Source organism: Christiangramia marina, assembly GCF_048285865.1.
In the GTDB taxonomy this organism is placed as follows: Bacteria; Bacteroidota; Bacteroidia; order Flavobacteriales; family Flavobacteriaceae; genus Christiangramia; species Christiangramia marina.
On the sequence record NZ_JBLVTK010000002.1, the window covers coordinates 414341 to 431083 of the forward strand.

Annotated in this window: 17 protein-coding genes; 2 read left to right on the plus strand and 15 right to left on the minus strand. The window is 38.8% G+C overall.

Annotation, left to right across the window (positions count from 1 at the left end):
- Positions 1-15: 15 nt before the first annotated feature.
- Positions 16-2502, plus strand: coding sequence for a M14 family metallopeptidase (locus tag ACNKXS_RS08340; protein WP_417920843.1), 2487 nt, complete (start codon positions 16-18; stop codon positions 2500-2502).
- A 7-nt stretch (positions 2503-2509) separates the two neighbouring features.
- Positions 2510-5323 (plus strand): M16 family metallopeptidase, encoded by a 2814-nt coding sequence (locus ACNKXS_RS08345; protein WP_417920485.1) that lies wholly within the window; start codon positions 2510-2512, stop codon positions 5321-5323.
- A gap of 252 nt (positions 5324-5575) precedes the next feature.
- On the opposite strand, the gene ACNKXS_RS08350 is transcribed toward ACNKXS_RS08345, so the two are convergent.
- From ACNKXS_RS08350 to ACNKXS_RS08420, 15 genes are all read right to left on the minus strand, one after another.
- Complete coding sequence (locus tag ACNKXS_RS08350) at positions 5576-5995, minus strand: hypothetical protein (RefSeq protein WP_417920486.1); 420 nt, start codon at positions 5993-5995, stop codon at positions 5576-5578.
- On the minus strand, positions 5995-6408 hold the full coding sequence (locus ACNKXS_RS08355) for a hypothetical protein (protein WP_417920487.1): 414 nt from the start codon (positions 6406-6408) through the stop codon (positions 5995-5997). Before ACNKXS_RS08355 ends, ACNKXS_RS08350 begins: the two co-directional genes overlap by 1 nt.
- Before the next feature lie 15 nt (positions 6409-6423).
- Positions 6424-7776: a 30S ribosomal protein S12 methylthiotransferase RimO gene (rimO, locus tag ACNKXS_RS08360; RefSeq protein WP_417920488.1), complete on the minus strand. Its 1353-nt coding sequence runs from the start codon at positions 7774-7776 to the stop codon at positions 6424-6426.
- Positions 7777-7972: 196 nt separating this feature from the next.
- Positions 7973-8257: a hypothetical protein gene (locus tag ACNKXS_RS08365; RefSeq protein ID WP_417920489.1), complete on the minus strand. Its 285-nt coding sequence runs from the start codon at positions 8255-8257 to the stop codon at positions 7973-7975.
- Entirely contained in the window at positions 8250-9884 is a 1635-nt protein-coding gene (locus ACNKXS_RS08370; protein WP_417920490.1) for an amidase family protein, read from the minus strand. Before ACNKXS_RS08370 ends, ACNKXS_RS08365 begins: the two co-directional genes overlap by 8 nt.
- Entirely contained in the window at positions 9884-10837 is a 954-nt protein-coding gene (gene ftsY, locus ACNKXS_RS08375; protein ID WP_141877210.1) for a signal recognition particle-docking protein FtsY, read from the minus strand. The genes ACNKXS_RS08370 and ftsY overlap by 1 nt, the downstream gene beginning before the upstream one ends.
- A 140-nt stretch (positions 10838-10977) precedes the next feature.
- Positions 10978-11127 (minus strand): DUF4295 domain-containing protein, encoded by a 150-nt coding sequence (locus ACNKXS_RS08380; protein ID WP_084509775.1) that lies wholly within the window; start codon positions 11125-11127, stop codon positions 10978-10980.
- Between the two features lie 7 nt (positions 11128-11134).
- Entirely contained in the window at positions 11135-11317 is a 183-nt protein-coding gene (rpmG, locus tag ACNKXS_RS08385; protein ID WP_057480125.1) for a 50S ribosomal protein L33, read from the minus strand.
- A gap of 29 nt (positions 11318-11346) precedes the next feature.
- Positions 11347-11586: a 50S ribosomal protein L28 gene (rpmB, locus tag ACNKXS_RS08390; RefSeq protein WP_026915534.1), complete on the minus strand. Its 240-nt coding sequence runs from the start codon at positions 11584-11586 to the stop codon at positions 11347-11349.
- 227 nt (positions 11587-11813) lie between these two features.
- The gene (locus ACNKXS_RS08395; protein WP_417920491.1) at positions 11814-13073 is read right to left on the minus strand and encodes a competence/damage-inducible protein A; all 1260 of its coding nucleotides are present in this window, start codon (positions 13071-13073) and stop codon (positions 11814-11816) included.
- Positions 13070-13411: an Hpt domain-containing protein gene (locus tag ACNKXS_RS08400; RefSeq protein ID WP_417920492.1), complete on the minus strand. Its 342-nt coding sequence runs from the start codon at positions 13409-13411 to the stop codon at positions 13070-13072. The genes ACNKXS_RS08395 and ACNKXS_RS08400 overlap by 4 nt, the downstream gene beginning before the upstream one ends.
- A 6-nt stretch (positions 13412-13417) precedes the next feature.
- The gene (locus tag ACNKXS_RS08405) at positions 13418-14032 is read right to left on the minus strand and encodes a fumarylacetoacetate hydrolase family protein (RefSeq protein ID WP_417920493.1); all 615 of its coding nucleotides are present in this window, start codon (positions 14030-14032) and stop codon (positions 13418-13420) included.
- Position 14033: 1 nt separating this feature from the next.
- Positions 14034-14915, minus strand: a complete 882-nt coding sequence (locus ACNKXS_RS08410; protein WP_417920494.1) for a carboxypeptidase-like regulatory domain-containing protein — start codon at positions 14913-14915, stop codon at positions 14034-14036.
- 1 nt (position 14916) lies between these two features.
- A complete protein-coding gene (locus tag ACNKXS_RS08415; RefSeq protein ID WP_417920495.1) occupies positions 14917-15867 on the minus strand; it encodes a carboxypeptidase-like regulatory domain-containing protein in 951 nt (316 codons plus the stop codon).
- On the minus strand, positions 15868-16644 hold the full coding sequence (locus ACNKXS_RS08420) for a 3'-5' exonuclease (RefSeq protein ID WP_295178789.1): 777 nt from the start codon (positions 16642-16644) through the stop codon (positions 15868-15870).
- Positions 16645-16743: the final 99 nt, after the last annotated feature.

The following is a 16743-nucleotide window of genomic DNA, read 5'->3' on the forward strand; positions in this document are numbered from 1 at the left end:
TTTTGAAAATCTAAAATTTTGAAAATCAGATTCTTTTTATCCTTTCTCATTGTAATTACTACAACATTATCTGGACAGGAGGTTCAAAGTCCGTCTCAGTTTCTTGGTTACGAATTAGGCTCTCAGTTTAGCAGGCATGCAGATGTCGTGAACTATTTTGAACATGTAGCTGAAAATTCTGATCTGGTAAATTACCAGCAGTACGGTCTTACCAACGAACGTCGACCACTTACTTATGCCATTGTTTCTTCGGAAGAAAATATACAGAATGTTGAGTCCATCAAGCAGAAGCATTTTGCGAGTGCCGGGTTAACCGATGCTAATGAAACTTCTGAAAAAGCGATCGTATGGTTAAGCTACAATGTGCATGGTAACGAAGCCTCCAGTACCGAGGCTGCAATGGAAACTATATATGAACTGGTTACCGGAAAGAGAGAACTTCTTGAAAATACAGTGGTAATTATTGACCCTTGTGTCAATCCAGATGGTCGTGACCGTTATGCAAATTGGTACAACCAGGTAAAAGCAACTCCCTTTAATATAAGTCAGTTTTCTGCCGAGCATGATGAGCCATGGCCGGGTGGAAGACCTAATCATTATCTTTTTGATTTAAATCGTGACTGGGCCTGGGCAACGCAGGTAGAAACAAGACAACGTTTAAAAATTTATAATGAATGGATGCCACATATCCATGTAGATTTCCACGAACAGGATATCAACGATCCTTATTATTTCGCTCCTGCTGCTGAACCATTTCATGAGATCATTACCGACTTTCAGCGTGATTTCCAGAACAGAATTGGAAAAAATCATGCGAAATATTTTGACGATAATGGCTGGTTATATTTTACAGGGGAGCAATTTGACCTGCTTTACCCAAGCTACGGGGATACGTATCCAACCTATATGGGCGCTATCGGGATGACCTACGAACAGGCTGGTCATGGCCGTGCTGGTTTAGGGGTTCAAACCAACGAAGGTTATATATTGACCTTGAAAGATCGCATAGAACATCATTTTACTACAGGAATTTCCACGGTGGAAATGGCTTCAGAAAATGCCACTGAACTGGTTTCAGAATTCACAGATTTCTTCTCTGGAAGTGATTCAGAATTTAAAACCTATGCAATGAATGGCGAAAAGGATAAGATCGACGCTTTAACTGATCTACTGGAAAGGCATGAGATCAAATATACTTTTGCTAATTCAGGTAACATCAAAGGTTATTCTTATCAGGATTCTAAAAGTGGAAATCTTGAGTCTTCTAAAGAAACGTTGTTGGTATCTGGGAATCAGCCAAAATCGAAAATGATCAAAGTGCTTTTCGAACCTAAAGCCAAACTTGTAGATTCACTTACGTATGATATTACCGCCTGGAGCCTTCCTTATGCCTACGGTTTGGAAACAGTTGCCAGTTCGAAAATCGTCGATGGTAAACCAAATAATCCTGAAACCTTCAAGCAAAATACAGCGAACGCTAAAGCTACGGCATTCCTTTCAAAATGGAATAGCATGGAGGATGCGAGATTCCTGGCTAAACTTATCAAAAATGACATCAAGGTTCGTTTTAGTGAAAAACAATTTCAAAATTCCGGTGAAGATTTTAATGCTGGTAGCCTGATCATTTCTAAAAGTGATAATTCATCAATTGAAAATTTCCAGCAGAAAGTGGTGGATATCGCCAATAACATGCAGCGAAAACTTGTAGCCACTAACACAGGATTTTCAGATAAGGGACCCGATTTTGGTTCAGGTACTATAAAGATCATTAATAAGCAAAAAATCGGACTCCTAAGAGGTGAGCAGGTTTCTTCGCTTAATTTTGGAGAGATCTGGTACTTTTTCGAACAGGATTTGAAGTATCCGGTAATTCCATTGGAAACTAGTAATCTTTCTGCTAGTGTACTGAGTGAACTCAACGTGCTGGTGATGCCTTCAGGGAATTACTCCGGTTTTCTTGATGAAAATAATTTTAAAATGCTTGAGAACTGGATTCGTGGCGGTGGAAAGGTGATTGCCATCGGGAATGCTGTTTCAGCATTTGCAGGAAAAGATAATTTTGGGATTAAAGAAAAAGATTCTAAGAAAGATTCACTAAAAACTGCCGACAAGCTTGTTCCCTATTCTCAGCGAGAAAGAGAATATGTAAAGAATATGATCACCGGTAGTATCGTAAAAACTTCGGTAGATTCAAGTCACCCATTGGCATTTGGATATGACGATACTTATTTCAGCTTAAAACTCAGCGGTGACAGCTATGAGCTTCTGGAGTCAGGTTATAACGTGGCTTACATTCAGCAACCAGAGATCGTTTCTGGATTTGCTGGTAGCGAAGCTCAGAAAAATCTTGAAAACTCCCTTATTTTTGGCGAAGAAAATATAGGTAGAGGTAGTATTATTTATATGGTGGACAATCCACTATTCAGAGCTTTCTGGGAGAACGGAAAGTTATTTTTTACCAATGCATTATTCCTAACAAATAATAGAGGATATGATTACTAATATGAATATGAGAAATTTTTTATCTGCTTTATGCTTGTTTCTGATAGCAAATACCATTGGTTTTGCCCAGGAAGGAACGAATCAGTTTTCGGTGGACTTCGAAACATTTACCCTTGAAAACGGACTAAAGGTGATACTCCACGAAGATAAATCTGACCCTGTCGTAGCAGTAGCGCTTACCGCTCACGTGGGTAGTGCCAGGGAAAAAGAAGGCAGAACAGGATTTGCACACTTATTTGAACATCTCCTGTTTCTCGAATCTGAAAACCTTGGAAAAGGTGGACTGGATAAGCTCTCTGCAAGAATTGGTGGTAGCGGTGCCAATGGTTCTACAAGTCGTGATCGCACCAATTATTTCCAGACCGTACCAAAAGATGCTTTGGAAAAAATGATCTGGGCAGAAGCAGATAAACTGGGATACTTTATCAATACAGTTACAGAACCAGTTCTTGCCAAGGAAAAGCAGGTAGTTAAAAATGAAAAGCGCCAGGGAGTGGACAACCGGCCTTATGGACATACTTTTTATGTGATCGACAAAAACCTCTATCCCGAAGAACATCCCTACAACTGGCAGGTGATAGGAAGTCTTGATGATCTGCAAAACGCCACTCTGCAGGATGTAAAGGATTTTTACAACAAGTGGTATACTCCCAATAATGTAACCCTAACCATCGCAGGCGATTTTGATAAAGATCAGGCCAGGGAATGGGTGCACAAATACTTTGATGAGATCCCAAGTGGAGAGAAGATCGAAGAACAGGAAAAGCAGCTTGTTAGTCTCAAAAAAACTAAAAAAGTCTACCACGAAGACAATTTTGCCAAACTGCCTGAGCTTACCCTCGCCTGGCCTTCGGTATACTCTTACCATCCTGATAGCTTTGCATTGGAGATATTGACCAGCTACCTGGCTGATGGTAAAAATGCTCCTTTGTACAAGAAAATTGTGGAAGATGCCAAACTTTCTGGCAATGTGAGCATGTTTAACTACACTTCTGAACTTTCGGGGCAGTTAATGCTTCAGGTTCGGGCTTATGATGGAAAGGATCTTGATTCTGTTCATGCTGTGATCCAGGGGGGACTTGCCGAATTTGACAGGAATGGTATTCCGCAGAAAGACCTTAAGAGAATTAAAGCCGGTTTAGAGACAAATTTCTATAACTCCATTTCAAGTGTTCTTGGCAAAGGTTTTCAATTAGCACAGTATGATATCTTTGCGAATGATCCCAATTTCATCAACAAAGAGATCGAAAAATTGCTGGCGGTTTCTTCGGAAGATGTCATGAGAGTCTTTAGAAAATATATAAATGATCAGCATTATGTTGCCACCAGTTTTGTTCCAAAAGATCAATTGGAACTTGCGCTGGAAAATTCAGAAAAAGCGGAAGTCGTAGAAGAAAAAATTGTAGAAGGAGCTGAAGAAGATTTTGACGCAAAACAGGCAGTAGATTATCCAAAAACAGCCTCCAGTTTTGATCGCAGCATTGAACCTCCATATTCAGCAAAACCTGAACTGGAAATTCCGGAGATTTGGAAAACTACGATGCCAAGCGGACTAAAAGTGATGGGTATTACGAATAAAGAAGTACCACTTGTTCAATTTAGTCTTGAAATTAAAAGCGGACAGTTACTGGAAACAAAAGAAAAAGCAGGAGTAGCAAATCTACTGGCCAACTTGATGAATCGTGGTACCGCTAAAAAAACTCCGGCAGAGCTAGAGGAAGCAATGGAACTATTGGGAGCGCGTATTTATGTAAGTTCTTCGGAAGAAAAAATTAGTATCACCGGAAATACACTGGCAAAGAATTATGCCGAGACGATGAAACTTGTGGATGAGATGGTGCTTCAACCACGTTGGGATGAGTCAGAGTTCGAACTTATTAAACAACAGACCCTTAGCAGGATCAAACAGCAGGAAGGAGATCCTAACAATATTGCTTCGAATGAATTTCGAAAATTGGTGTATGGTGAAAACAATATTCTTTCCATGAATGAAATGGGAACTACAGAAAGTGTGGAGAATATCACGCTGAGCGATCTTAAAGCTTATTATTCTGAAAATCTTTCACCTCTTAATGCTACCTATCTAGTTGTAGGTGATCTAAATCTTGAAAAGGCTAAAAATTCTTTAAAAGCAATTTCAGCTTCCTGGCCTCCTAAAACTGTAGATTTTCCGGAGATGCCAGAATTCGAAGCACCAGAAAAATCTCAGATATATTTTTATGATGTGCCGGGTGCAAAACAATCTGTTCTTACGTTCGGTGCTCCAGCTTTAAGCGCTAGTGATAAAGACTTTTATGCAGCAGAGGTGATGAATTACAGACTTGGGGGTGGAAGTTTCGCATCCAGGCTTACCCAGGAACTTAGAGAAGGAAAAGGTTACACCTATGGAATTCGTTCCAGGTTCGAGGATAGATCCTACATTGGGCCATTTCTTATTTCCAGCGGTGTTCGATCCAATATAACTTATGAGGCTACTGAATTGGTTCGAGACATTCTTAAAGATTATGCCGATACTTTTACTCAGGATGATCTTGAGGTCACCAAGAGTTTTATGACTAAAAGCAGCACCAGGAAATTTGAAACTCTGGGCGCAAAACTAAATATGCTTAAAGAAATTAGCGATTATGGTTATAACGATGATTATGTTGCAGAACAGCAGCAGCAGGTAGAGGAAATGACGGTGATGGATATTCAGGAGCTGGCGAAGAAATATATTGATCCTGATAAAATGTATTTCCTTATTGTTGGTGATGCTGAAACGCAGTTAGAAAAATTGAAGGATCTTGGGTATGGTGACCCAGTATTGCTTAACAAGGACTAATAGTAAAAAGTCTAACGATATTTTAGCAAAGGCAGGAACAAAAGTTCCTGCCTTCTTTATATTAATTTTTAGGAGTAAATACTTTTGAATATCAAACATAGAGTTCGATAGCGAAGCATCTGCCGATGGTCTTTAGTTCTTCCTTGCTTTCAGATCGAAGAGATAATTAAGTATAAAGTCCTCTGCTTCTTTATGCCGAAAATGATCCTTAATTGTCTGATTCAGTTTTAAATTCACAGATAAGAAAACCGGCTACATTTTATCAAATCTTGCTTTTAGCTTCGCTATATCTTCTTCAGAATAACCTTTGAGCGAAGCCATCGTGCCTTGCGCATTTTGAGCTTTGATGATAAAATTTCTTTGGGTTACTGTGACATTAACAAGGCTGGTTAACTTAAAAGAATAAAATTTTCCGAAGTTTTGCTGGTAATTCAACACAGTATCGTTCCACTCTATAAACTCTCCCTTTTTATGTCCACCACGGTAGTTTTGATAAAAATAGAGCAACCCAATGATGAGATATCCAAAACTCATAAAATAATTGAAAGTACCGTCTTCCTCTACTAAAATTTGAGAGAGCAGGTAAAAAATGCCCATTAAAGTCCAGAAAACACCAAATAATAAATACTGGTTCCTTCTAAAAAAACTTAGATTCCTGGTTATACGCTGCATCAGGCAGAGTGTTTAAGATTAGCAAACTCGGGATAGGCAAATCTTAATTTCGCTATATCGGATTGTGAAAATTCTCTAATCTCAAAATAAATACCATCCGCAGGCCCAGACTTAATGAGCAGGTTTTCTGCACTAATTATGAAGTCATCCACCGCTGTCCATGGATATGATTTCTTTCCATTGATTTGGTCCTGAAGCACGATCTTCTTGCTGTCCCACTTTATAAATTCTTTCCTATTCTCTCTTCGGAAATAACCAACTACAACGGCTATAATTCCTAATGGTAAATAAGAAAGATAGAATGAATCACCTATACTGAAGTATGCTACGATACCCATAAGGACATAGAAACCACCAAGAAAATATGGCATATTCCCTCTAAGAAAATGTGGAGTTTTCTCTATTTTATTCAAATCTAGGTTTTTAAATTAGACTGTGCGGATCTTAAGTTCTTTACGAACAGGCTTCCTGGTTTCTACGTTGATAGGCTTACCGTAAAGATCAAAGTCGGCAGCATCTGTAATTTCAACTTCGTAAAAATCACCGGTCTTTAGATAAACTGTCGTGGCATCGATCAAAACCTCATTGTCAACATCTGGTGAATCTGCTTCAGTTCTACCAATAAAGTAATTACCTTCTTTTCTGTCTATAATGACATTAACAATCTTCCCGATCTTTTGCTGATTCAGTTCCCAGGAGATCTGAGACTGAATTTCCATGATCTGGTTTGCACGTTCCTGCTTTACTTCCTGTGGAACATCATCTACAAGATTAAATGCATGTGTATTTTCTTCGTGAGAATAAGTAAAACATCCAAGTCTTTCAAAGCGCATTTCCTGAACCCATTCTTTCAATTCCTGGAAGTTCGCTTCCGTCTCACCTGGATAACCAACAATAAGAGTAGTTCTAATCGCCATTTCTGGAACAGTTGCTCTGAACTTCTTAAGCAAATTAGTGGTTTTTTCATGAGTGGTTCCTCGTCGCATGGACTTCAGAAGATCATCATTAATATGTTGTAGAGGAATATCAAGATAATTACAAACCTTGGGTTCTCTGTTCATTACATCGAGAACGTCCATTGGGAATCCCGTAGGAAAAGCATAATGCAAACGAATCCATTCAATACCTTCTACCTTAACCAGATTTTCCAGCAATTCTGCGAGGTTTCTTTTCTTATATAGATCCAGACCGTAATAGGTAAGATCCTGCGCGATCAAAATGAGTTCCTTGACTCCGTTCGCAGCAAGTTTCTCCGCCTCTATCACGAGGTTTTCGATTGGTGTCGACTTATGTCCACCACGCATTAATGGAATAGCACAAAAAGAACATGGTCTGTCACAACCTTCAGCAATCTTTAGGTATGCGTAATTTTTTGGCGTAGTTGTTAGACGTTCACCAATTAATTCATGCTTATAATCGGCTTCCAGAGCTGAAAGCAATCCTGGTAGTTCAGTAGTTCCAAAATATTGATCCACATCTGGAATTTCCTTTTGAAGATCTGGTTTGTAACGCTCACTTAAACAACCGGTTACAAACACTTTATCTACAGAGCCTTCCTGCTTTTTCTCAACGAATTCAAGAATTGTATTAACCGACTGTTCCTTTGCGTTATCAATAAAACCACAGGTATTGATCACTACAATATTACCTTCGCCTTCATGAACCACATCTTTATCATTCGCCTGAAGCTGCCCCATCAAAACTTCTGAATCGTAAACATTCTTGCTACAACCCAGAGTTACTACATTAATTCTATTCTTTTTAAGCGATTTCGTCCTCATAATATATTGCTTTCTAAATGCTTAAGAATTCTGAATCCAAAAATCTAAGCGGGTGCAAAGATAAGGTGTAAAATTTATACACCTAATTTTAAGCTGAATAAACTAATTGGTATTAATTCAGGTTTGTATAGGTCGCGATTGGTAACCTAAACTTTCTGTAAAGATTTCAAGTAGAAAAAAGTCTCTAGTGCATTAGTTATGAAAAGTGTTCCTGCAGCTGCAGCATCCACTCTACTTCATAATACCGAACGATACTTATCAAGATAACCCCAGCGATCACATATGCCCAGTGATACCTATTAGATTTTACCATATAACCGCCAACCAGTCCAAAAACTAGATATGGTAGAGACAGAATTAAATTCGGGATCACCCATGCACCCTGAAACATTGAAATGACTTTCATCACAACGAAAAAGATGCTGTAAAAAAATATTATTTTAGAAATCAGGACCAGATATCTGTCTGCTTTTTCACTCATTATAATCCTTTGGTGTTTTTCTACGTTTGGAAGTCTTTTCAAATGCGTATGCAAATTCCAGCAATTGCTTTTCAGAAAAAGGTTCACTTATAAAAGTTAATCCCATAGGTTGATTCTCTGAAGTATACCCCATAGGAACCGTGATCGCAGGATATTTTGCTACCGCGGCATATCCAGCATGATAATTATTGATAGAGATGATCGCATCTAGATCATGCTCTTTCATAGGTTTACTTAGAAATCGTGTACCGTTGGTTTTCAAAGTATCCTTGATCGCTGCAAATTCCTCAGTACTGGCTGAATCCTTCAAAATTCCCAGGAATAAAGCCTGTCCGTAAGGAGCTCTTTTTACTGAATCCATAGCATTATAATCTACGACATCCTGAACATTCTGGAAATCAACTTCTCCACCATATTTTTTAAAATATTCTGGAAGATCCTTTTGCATATCCAGGTTCAGTAATCTTAAGAAATTTGGAAGATCAATCTCTTCCGCTTCATACTCAATAATAGTCGCGCCGGCTTTCTCAAGGTCAGCCACTGCCCTAACGTATAAAGAATCTGATTTTAAACTTTTGATCACTCCAAATCGTTTTCCTTTAAGACTGGAGTTTTTAAGATCCTTATAAAGGTTTGCAGGCTGTTTTGCTACGGAAGAAGCAGGATCTTCTGAATCAACACCGGTCATCGCAGAAAGCAGGATCGCGTTATCAATCACAGATCTGGTCATAGGACCAGGAGTGTCTAGAGTACTTGAAATAGGTACAATCCCACCGCGACTTAGCAAACCTATCGTTGGCTTTAATCCCACAATGGAATTTGAACTTGATGGAGACAGGATGGAACCTGATGTTTCAGAGCCTACTGCGACAGATGCAAGATTCGCCGCTACGGCTACTCCGCTTCCTGAACTCGATCCGCCGGTATCATGGATTTTTCTACCATAAGGATTCAGAGTTTGTCCTCCAACTGCCGAATATCCACTTGGACATTCACCACAAAAGAAATAAGCCCATTCACTTAGATTGGCTTTGCCAAGAATAAGAGCACCTTTCTTTTTAAGTCGCTCTACTATGAATGCATCACCTGTTTGATTTCCTTTTAAGGCTTCAGCACCGGCTGTAGTTGGCATAGCCTTGGTATTGATATTATCCTTCAGCAGTACCGGAATGCCGTAAATAGGATGATTGTTGGTTGAGTTCTTTAGTTGCTCATCTTTTTTTCTTGCTTCAGCAATAAGATCAGGATTCAGAGAAATCACCGAATTAAGAGAAAGCTCGTTTTCGCGGTCATATTCTCTGATTCTGGTTAAGTAAAATAATGATAGCTCTTCGTAAGTAAGTTTTCCGGAGGCGATAGATTCCTGAATTTCCGGAATGGACTTTTCGAAAACCAAAGCTTTTACTTCCTCATAAACTTCGGAAGTAAATTCATCTAAATCTTTCTCAAATGGCACCCATAAACTGTCTGCCGTAATATATTCTGAATCCAGTACTTTAAATTCCCGCTCTTCCGAAGAAACCGAAGTAGAATCTTGTTCAGTTTGAAATTCTTCTGAATTTTCTGGATCATTTTTACAGGAAGTCAGCAGAATTGCCAGTACGAAAAGAAGAAAAAATTGTTTCATTATTTAAAGAATGAGTCTACGAATTCATATTTATTAAAAACCTGTAAATCCTCTACTCTTTCCCCTACGCCAATATATTTTACAGGAATCTGAAATTGATCACTAATCCCAATCACCACACCACCTTTTGCCGTACCGTCCAGTTTGGTAACAGCAAGCGAAGTTACTTCTGTGGCCGCAGTAAACTGCTTAGCCTGCTCAAAAGCATTCTGCCCGGTAGAACCATCCAACACCAGCATCACTTCATGAGGTGCTTCTGGAATGGTTTTTTGCATTACTCTTTTGATCTTGGTAAGTTCCTTCATCAGGTTCACCTTGTTGTGCAATCTTCCGGCAGTATCAATAAGAACCACATCTGCACCTAGCTTCACAGCACTTTGCACCGTATCAAAAGCAACAGAAGCGGGATCGCTTCCCATTTTCTGCTTAATGATTGGTACATCTGTACGATCAGCCCAGATTTGTAACTGATCAATCGCAGCGGCTCGAAAAGTATCTGCCGCACCTAGTACTACCTTTTTACCTGAATTTTTAAACTGATTGGCAAGTTTCCCGATCGTGGTGGTCTTACCAACACCGTTTACACCAACCACCATTATGACGTAAGGCTTTTTCCCTTCAGGAAGGCTAATGTCTGAACCTTCACCCTTATTGGTTTCAGATAGTAATGCCGCAATCTCTTCCCGTAGAATTTTATTTAGCTCATCTGTACCGAGGTATTTATCCCTGGCAACGCGTTCTTCAATTCTATTAATGATCTTAATGGTGGTAGCAACTCCCACATCGCTACTTACAAGTACGTTTTCCAGATCATCCAAAACCTCTTCATCAACTTTGGTTTTTCCGGCAACTGCCTTGCTCATTTTATCAAAAAAACTGGCTTTGGATTTTTCCAGTCCCTTGTCAAGGTTTTCTTTTTTCTCTTTAGAAAATATCTTTTTAAATAAACTCATTTTATTCTGGCAGGTTAATATGTAAAAGAAGCCATTCGGCCCCTTTTTTACGGCAATAAAGATACATAAAAAGAAAAAGCCGTCCAGAATAAATCCAGGACGGCTTTTTATGATTATCTAAAATCGTTTGTGAACGATACTTACTTCTTCAAGAAGTCGTTAACGTCTTCCGGAGCCATGATTTGTTCTACAAATGTGTAGGCACCGGTTTTCTCAGATTTAACCATTTTTATTGCTTTGGTTAATCTTTTAGATCCTGTTTGAATAGATGCTACTGATTTCTTTGCCATGACTCAATTATTTAATTTCTTTATGAACCGTCATTTTCTTAAGAATAGGATTGAATTTCTTCAACTCCATTCTATCCGGTGTATTCTTCTTATTTTTTGTAGTAATATATCTTGAAGTACCTGGTTGTCCAGTTGCTTTATGCTCTGTACACTCTAGAATTACCTGAACTCTGTTACCTTTCTTTGCCATTGTGAAATATTTTTAGGTGCTGCTTGGGATTATTTCTGAAGAAATCCTTTTGCTTTAGCTTCCTTAATTACGGCAGAAATGCCTTTTTTATTGATATCTTTTAATGCAGATGTACACACTTTTAAAGTGATCCATCTATCTTCTTCAGGAAGGAAAAAACGTTTTTTAACCAGATTGGCGTTAAATTTACGTTTAGTCTTGTTCATGGCGTGAGAAACATTATTCCCAACCATTGCTTTTTTCCCGGTAAGTTCACAAACTCTTGACATTGCTCTATACTTTTCTCGTTATTTCAAAACAGGCTGCAAATTAACGATTTTTTTACCTAACAGACAACAAAATGAAAAAAAATATTTTACTCTGAAAATATTCTTCTCGAATCGCCGTTAAGTACCGCCATTAAGCCTGAGCGGATGCAAAAATACATTTTTTTAATGATAATGATCAAAGGATCAAATACCAATTTTTAAAAAAGTTTAAGATATTAGATTGAGTCTCAATCTGTAGACTGAAGTTTTAGTAATTGTTCCAGTAAGATCTGCAGGCTTTTATTCACTGTTTTACCTATCACCTTCTCCCGGTGATTGCTAAACATAAATTCAAACGCAAGTGTTTCCCCGGGAGTAGCCAGTCCCATAAAAACGGTACCAACTTCTGCTTCGCTATCACCTTTTTCAGGTCCGGCATTACCGGTAGTAGATAGAGCAAAATCTGTATTAAACTTTTTACGGGCTCCTTCTGCCATAGCTCTAGCAACTTCAGCACTTACTACAGACTTTTCTTTTATTAGATTTTCGGGAACCTCCAGCAGATCAATTTTAGATTGGGTTGCATAACATACCACGCTTCCTTTGAAAGTCTTAGAGGAACCTGGCGCCTCTGTAAACCTGGAAGCCAGTCGACCTCCTGTACAACTTTCCGCAGTAGAAAGCGTCCATTTATTTTTTTCAAGTAGCCTGGCAATGACCATTTCTACTGGATCATCATCTTCAAAACCATACATGATGTCCCCAATGAGCTTTCGCAACTCAATGATCTGTTCATCTATGGCATCTTCCAGCTCCTTGTGATCTGTCCCTCGTGCACTAAGTCTGAGTCTTACTCTGCCAAGATTAGGTAAATAAGCAAGCTTGATATGCGCAGGTAATTGATCCTCCCAGGCTTCTATACGTTCGGCGATCGCGCTTTCTCCAAGCCCAAGGGTAATAACCGTTTTATGTAGAATAACCGGTCTGGAAAATTCAGTCATTATTCGAGGGATGATCTCGTGCTCCATGAGTCCGCGCATTTCATATGGCACGCCCGGCATGGATACAAAGACCTGATTTCCTTTCTTAAACCACATTCCTGCAGCGGTTCCATATTCGTTATGTAGTGCAACAGCCTTGGATGGCAACATCGCCTGCTCCCGGTTAAGGTCTGAAATTGGCGTGTCTATATATTTTTTGAAAAGCTCTTCAATATGATGGAGAACCTTATCATTTTTTACAAGGGTATCATCGAAGAATTCACAAAGACATTTCTTGGTAATATCGTCTTTAGTAGGTCCCAAACCTCCCGTTATAATGATGATATCTGCCCGGGAAGAAGCCTCTCCCAAGGTTTGCAATATATGTTCACGATCATCCTGAATAGAAGTGATCTGGTGAACGCTTACGCCAATTTTATTAAGTTCCTTGGAAATAAAAACCGAGTTTGTATCCACGATCTGTCCAATAAGGATCTCATCACCAATGGTTACGATTTCAGCTTTCATCCTAGATTAAAGTCTCTTTTTAGAGCTTCTGAAGCAACATCCACCTTTTTAGTGATAATTTCTGAAGCTTGCGGTACCTCATCCTTTCTTTGACCATGCTTAGACCAGGCTTCAATAACTTTTATCTGCTCCATCAGGTTTAGACCAAACATCTGAAGGTTCGGTTTCATTTTATGAGCGTACTGGTAAGCCAGTGAAGGATTATCATTATCAATGGCTTCATTCATCGCAGCAACGTCTGGCGGAATTTCTTCAAGAAAAGTCTGGACTACTACTAACAAAAATTCTTCATCGCCGCCAGCCATTTCCTTAACGTCGTCAAGATTGTAATTACTCATTCAAAATTATTTTACTTTGATAGAAAACATTTGTTGATCTTCCAGGTAACCCGTTAATCTGTCGTCTGTAGCGACTTTTCCTACTCCGGCAGGTGTTCCCGTAAAGATGATATCACCAATTTTCAGGGTGAAATACGACGAAATATAAGCAATTAATTCATCAATTTTCCAAAGCATATGTGCGGTTGAGGAAGATTGTACTAGAGCTTCATTTTTTTCGAGCCTGAAATTGAGTTCATCTACCGCAGGTAGTTGCTCTTTTTGTAACCACTTGTCTGATATCACAGCAGCACCATCGAAAGCTTTGGATTTCTCCCAGGGCAGCCCTTTTTCTTTAAGTTTATTCTGAAGATCCCTTGCCGTGAAGTCAATTCCCAGTCCTATTTCGTCATAATATTTATTCGCAAATTTCTCCTGAATATGTTTCCCTATTTTTTTGATCTTCACTAAAACCTCTACTTCGTAGTGGATATCATTAGAAAAATCTGGGATGAAAAATGGTTGTTTTTTCAATAAGATCGAAGTATCAGGCTTTTGAAATAGCACAGGTTCCTCCGGCTTCTCATTTTTCAATTCTGAAATATGATCTGTATAATTTCTGCCTACACAAATAATTTTCATATTAATTGGTGATTACAAGGTTCATTGCCGGTACCGGCATTTTCATTTTTTTCCATTCTCCTCTACTTAGGTAGTAAACCGGAACTTTTGATTCCACAGCTTTGAATGTAGGACCGTACTTTTTTAAATCCATATACTTACCATTTTCAAGAAGCAACTTAGCGGTTCTTATATAATTCTGGTCAATCTGCAAGCCTTCCACCCCTATCAGAAATCCATTCTCAGGAATAAGAATTCTTTCATCCTCTAGATCTACACGAACCTTTGACCCAGGTCTCCCTGTAACAGTAATATTATCAATGAGATCATAACCTGGTTCTGCATCTTCAGTAAGACTCAAGATCCGGATCCGGAAAATATAATCACGCTTGACACTACCTATACCTTTAAAAAGAAAAATTTCTGCGGATTTGAGATAAGCAGCTTCATCTTTTAATTCTGAAGGCTTTGGAAAAAAGCACAAGAATATACGAGCTCCTTCATCGTCTCCTGAATTTGAAATTCCTAACCTATCTTTAGATTTTGAGGCTTTTATTTTAATGGTTTTATCCTGTAAAGGAGCCTGAACAATTACTTCGTTTAGCTGTTCCTTATTTTGGGAGAGAAAAATAGTATCCATCTGTTTCTTAGCATAGGTGATATCTTTTGAATCGTAACCCACATACCCAAACCGAAGATTTTGACCTGGATTAGGTTCCTTAAGCTGAAAATATCCATTTTTATTGCTAGTGGTCTCCTGACTGGTATTTAATACATAGATATTGACAAACGACAGAGGTTCTTTGGTAACAGAATCGGCCACTACTCCTTCAATCATCTCACTTTGAGCATTTGAAGAAATAGCTATCATCAGCAAAACCATTAAACTGTAAAATCTCCTCATACTAATCAGTGATTTTGATTTTAAATTCGGGCATTACATATTTCCCTTCCCTGTTATTATAAGTGATGTCCCAGGTTCTAATATCCACCCAGCCTCCGGGTTCGAAAAAATATACTTGGAAGTTGGATTCTTCAGGAGCGAAAACTCCTTTATAAACTGGTCCATAACGCTTGTTTCTATAATCTTCAGCTACAAGTTCATTATTAATGTAATAGTCTTTGACTTCGAAATATTCATTCTCCGCAATGAATATATGCTCAAGACCTATGTAAAAACCTTCTTCAGGAATTTGAATTTTCTTGTCAATTAACTCCACATCGACTTTATTCTTACCTATTGGTTTGGTAACAACGATGTCCTGAGTAATATCCTTCCCAGGAAGTCCGTTTTCGTCTACATTATACAAATGAATACGGAATTTCGGATTTAAGCCTTTTTGTTCTTCCGTAGCATAAAAATAAACAGTGATCTCTTTCAAAAAAGCGGCTGCCTCAAACTTATCAGGTTTCGGGTAGTAACGCGCTATGGTGGAAGGATAAAGCGCTGCGTTCATATTTCCTATCCCAACGGCTTCAAAGCGCCAATCAGGCCTGTAAGTAAACGATCTATTATGCCTAACAGGTGTGATCATTACCTCACCCAAACCTTCGGTAAGTGCATTCATGGGTACTAACCTCTGTTTTTCCAAATCAGAGATTTTCAGTAATTCCGGCTCATAACCAACATGGGTAAATATGAGCACATCACTTTTCAGGCTGTCTGCAACATTGAATGCAAACATACCCTGTTCATCTGTGCTGGTGCCAAGCCTGTAATCCTGAAACATGATATGAGCGTATGGCAAGGCCTTATTAGTAGCTCTATCGATTACTCTTCCAGTTATCCTGGAATTTTGAGCTACACTAAAAGCGGTAGTAAAGAAAAGGATTAAGAGGAAAACGGAGGCTTTCAATCAGGATAGTTTGGTGTTTAGCTTTCTCAATTTAATGGCAGTAAGTACTTTCTTAGTGTAAAGTGGGAAATCTGCATTTTGCATCCAGCCAAAATATCCAGGTTCATCCTCAAGCACCTGTTCTACCTGCTTTCCGCGATACTTCCCAAAAGAAAACACTTCTCTTCCCTTTTTATCAAAACTTATGAATCCGGCGAAATCTGCAAATTTCTTTCGAGAGCTAAAGTCTGCCAGCCACTTCATATCGTTTTCAAGATCATTGTATCGATCCAGTTGTGATTTTAAAACTTCGTAAGTCGCTTCGGTATCTGCTTCTGCTCCATGTGCACCTTCAAGTTCTTTTCCGCAGTAAAACTGGTACGCCGCAGATAATGTACGCTGTTCTTTTTTATGAAAGATCGTTTGAACATCTACTGCAACGACATTCTTCATCTCAAAATCAATTCCCGCACGAAGCAATTCCTCAGCGAGTAATGGAATATCGAATCTATTGGAGTTATAGCCGGCAAGATCACAGCCTTTGATAAGATCATGAACTTTCGTTGCCAGTTGTTGGAAGGTTGGCTCATTCGCTACCTTTTCATTATCAATGCCATGAATTGCGATCACCTCTTTAGGAATTTCACACTCGGGATTTACCAGCCAGGTATAGCTTTCTTTATTACCGTTTGGGTAGACTTTGAGCACTGCCATTTCCACAATACGGTCTTTGGAAATATTGGTTCCCGTAGTTTCAAGGTCAAAAAAGCAAATAGGTCTGGTAAGTTTAAGCTCCATGAGAAATGATTTATTTGTAGCAAATATACTATAATTATGAGCCGCTATTAAATTCAGCAAGAGGTTTCGAGACGCAAAAAATCTATACAAATGCAAGGG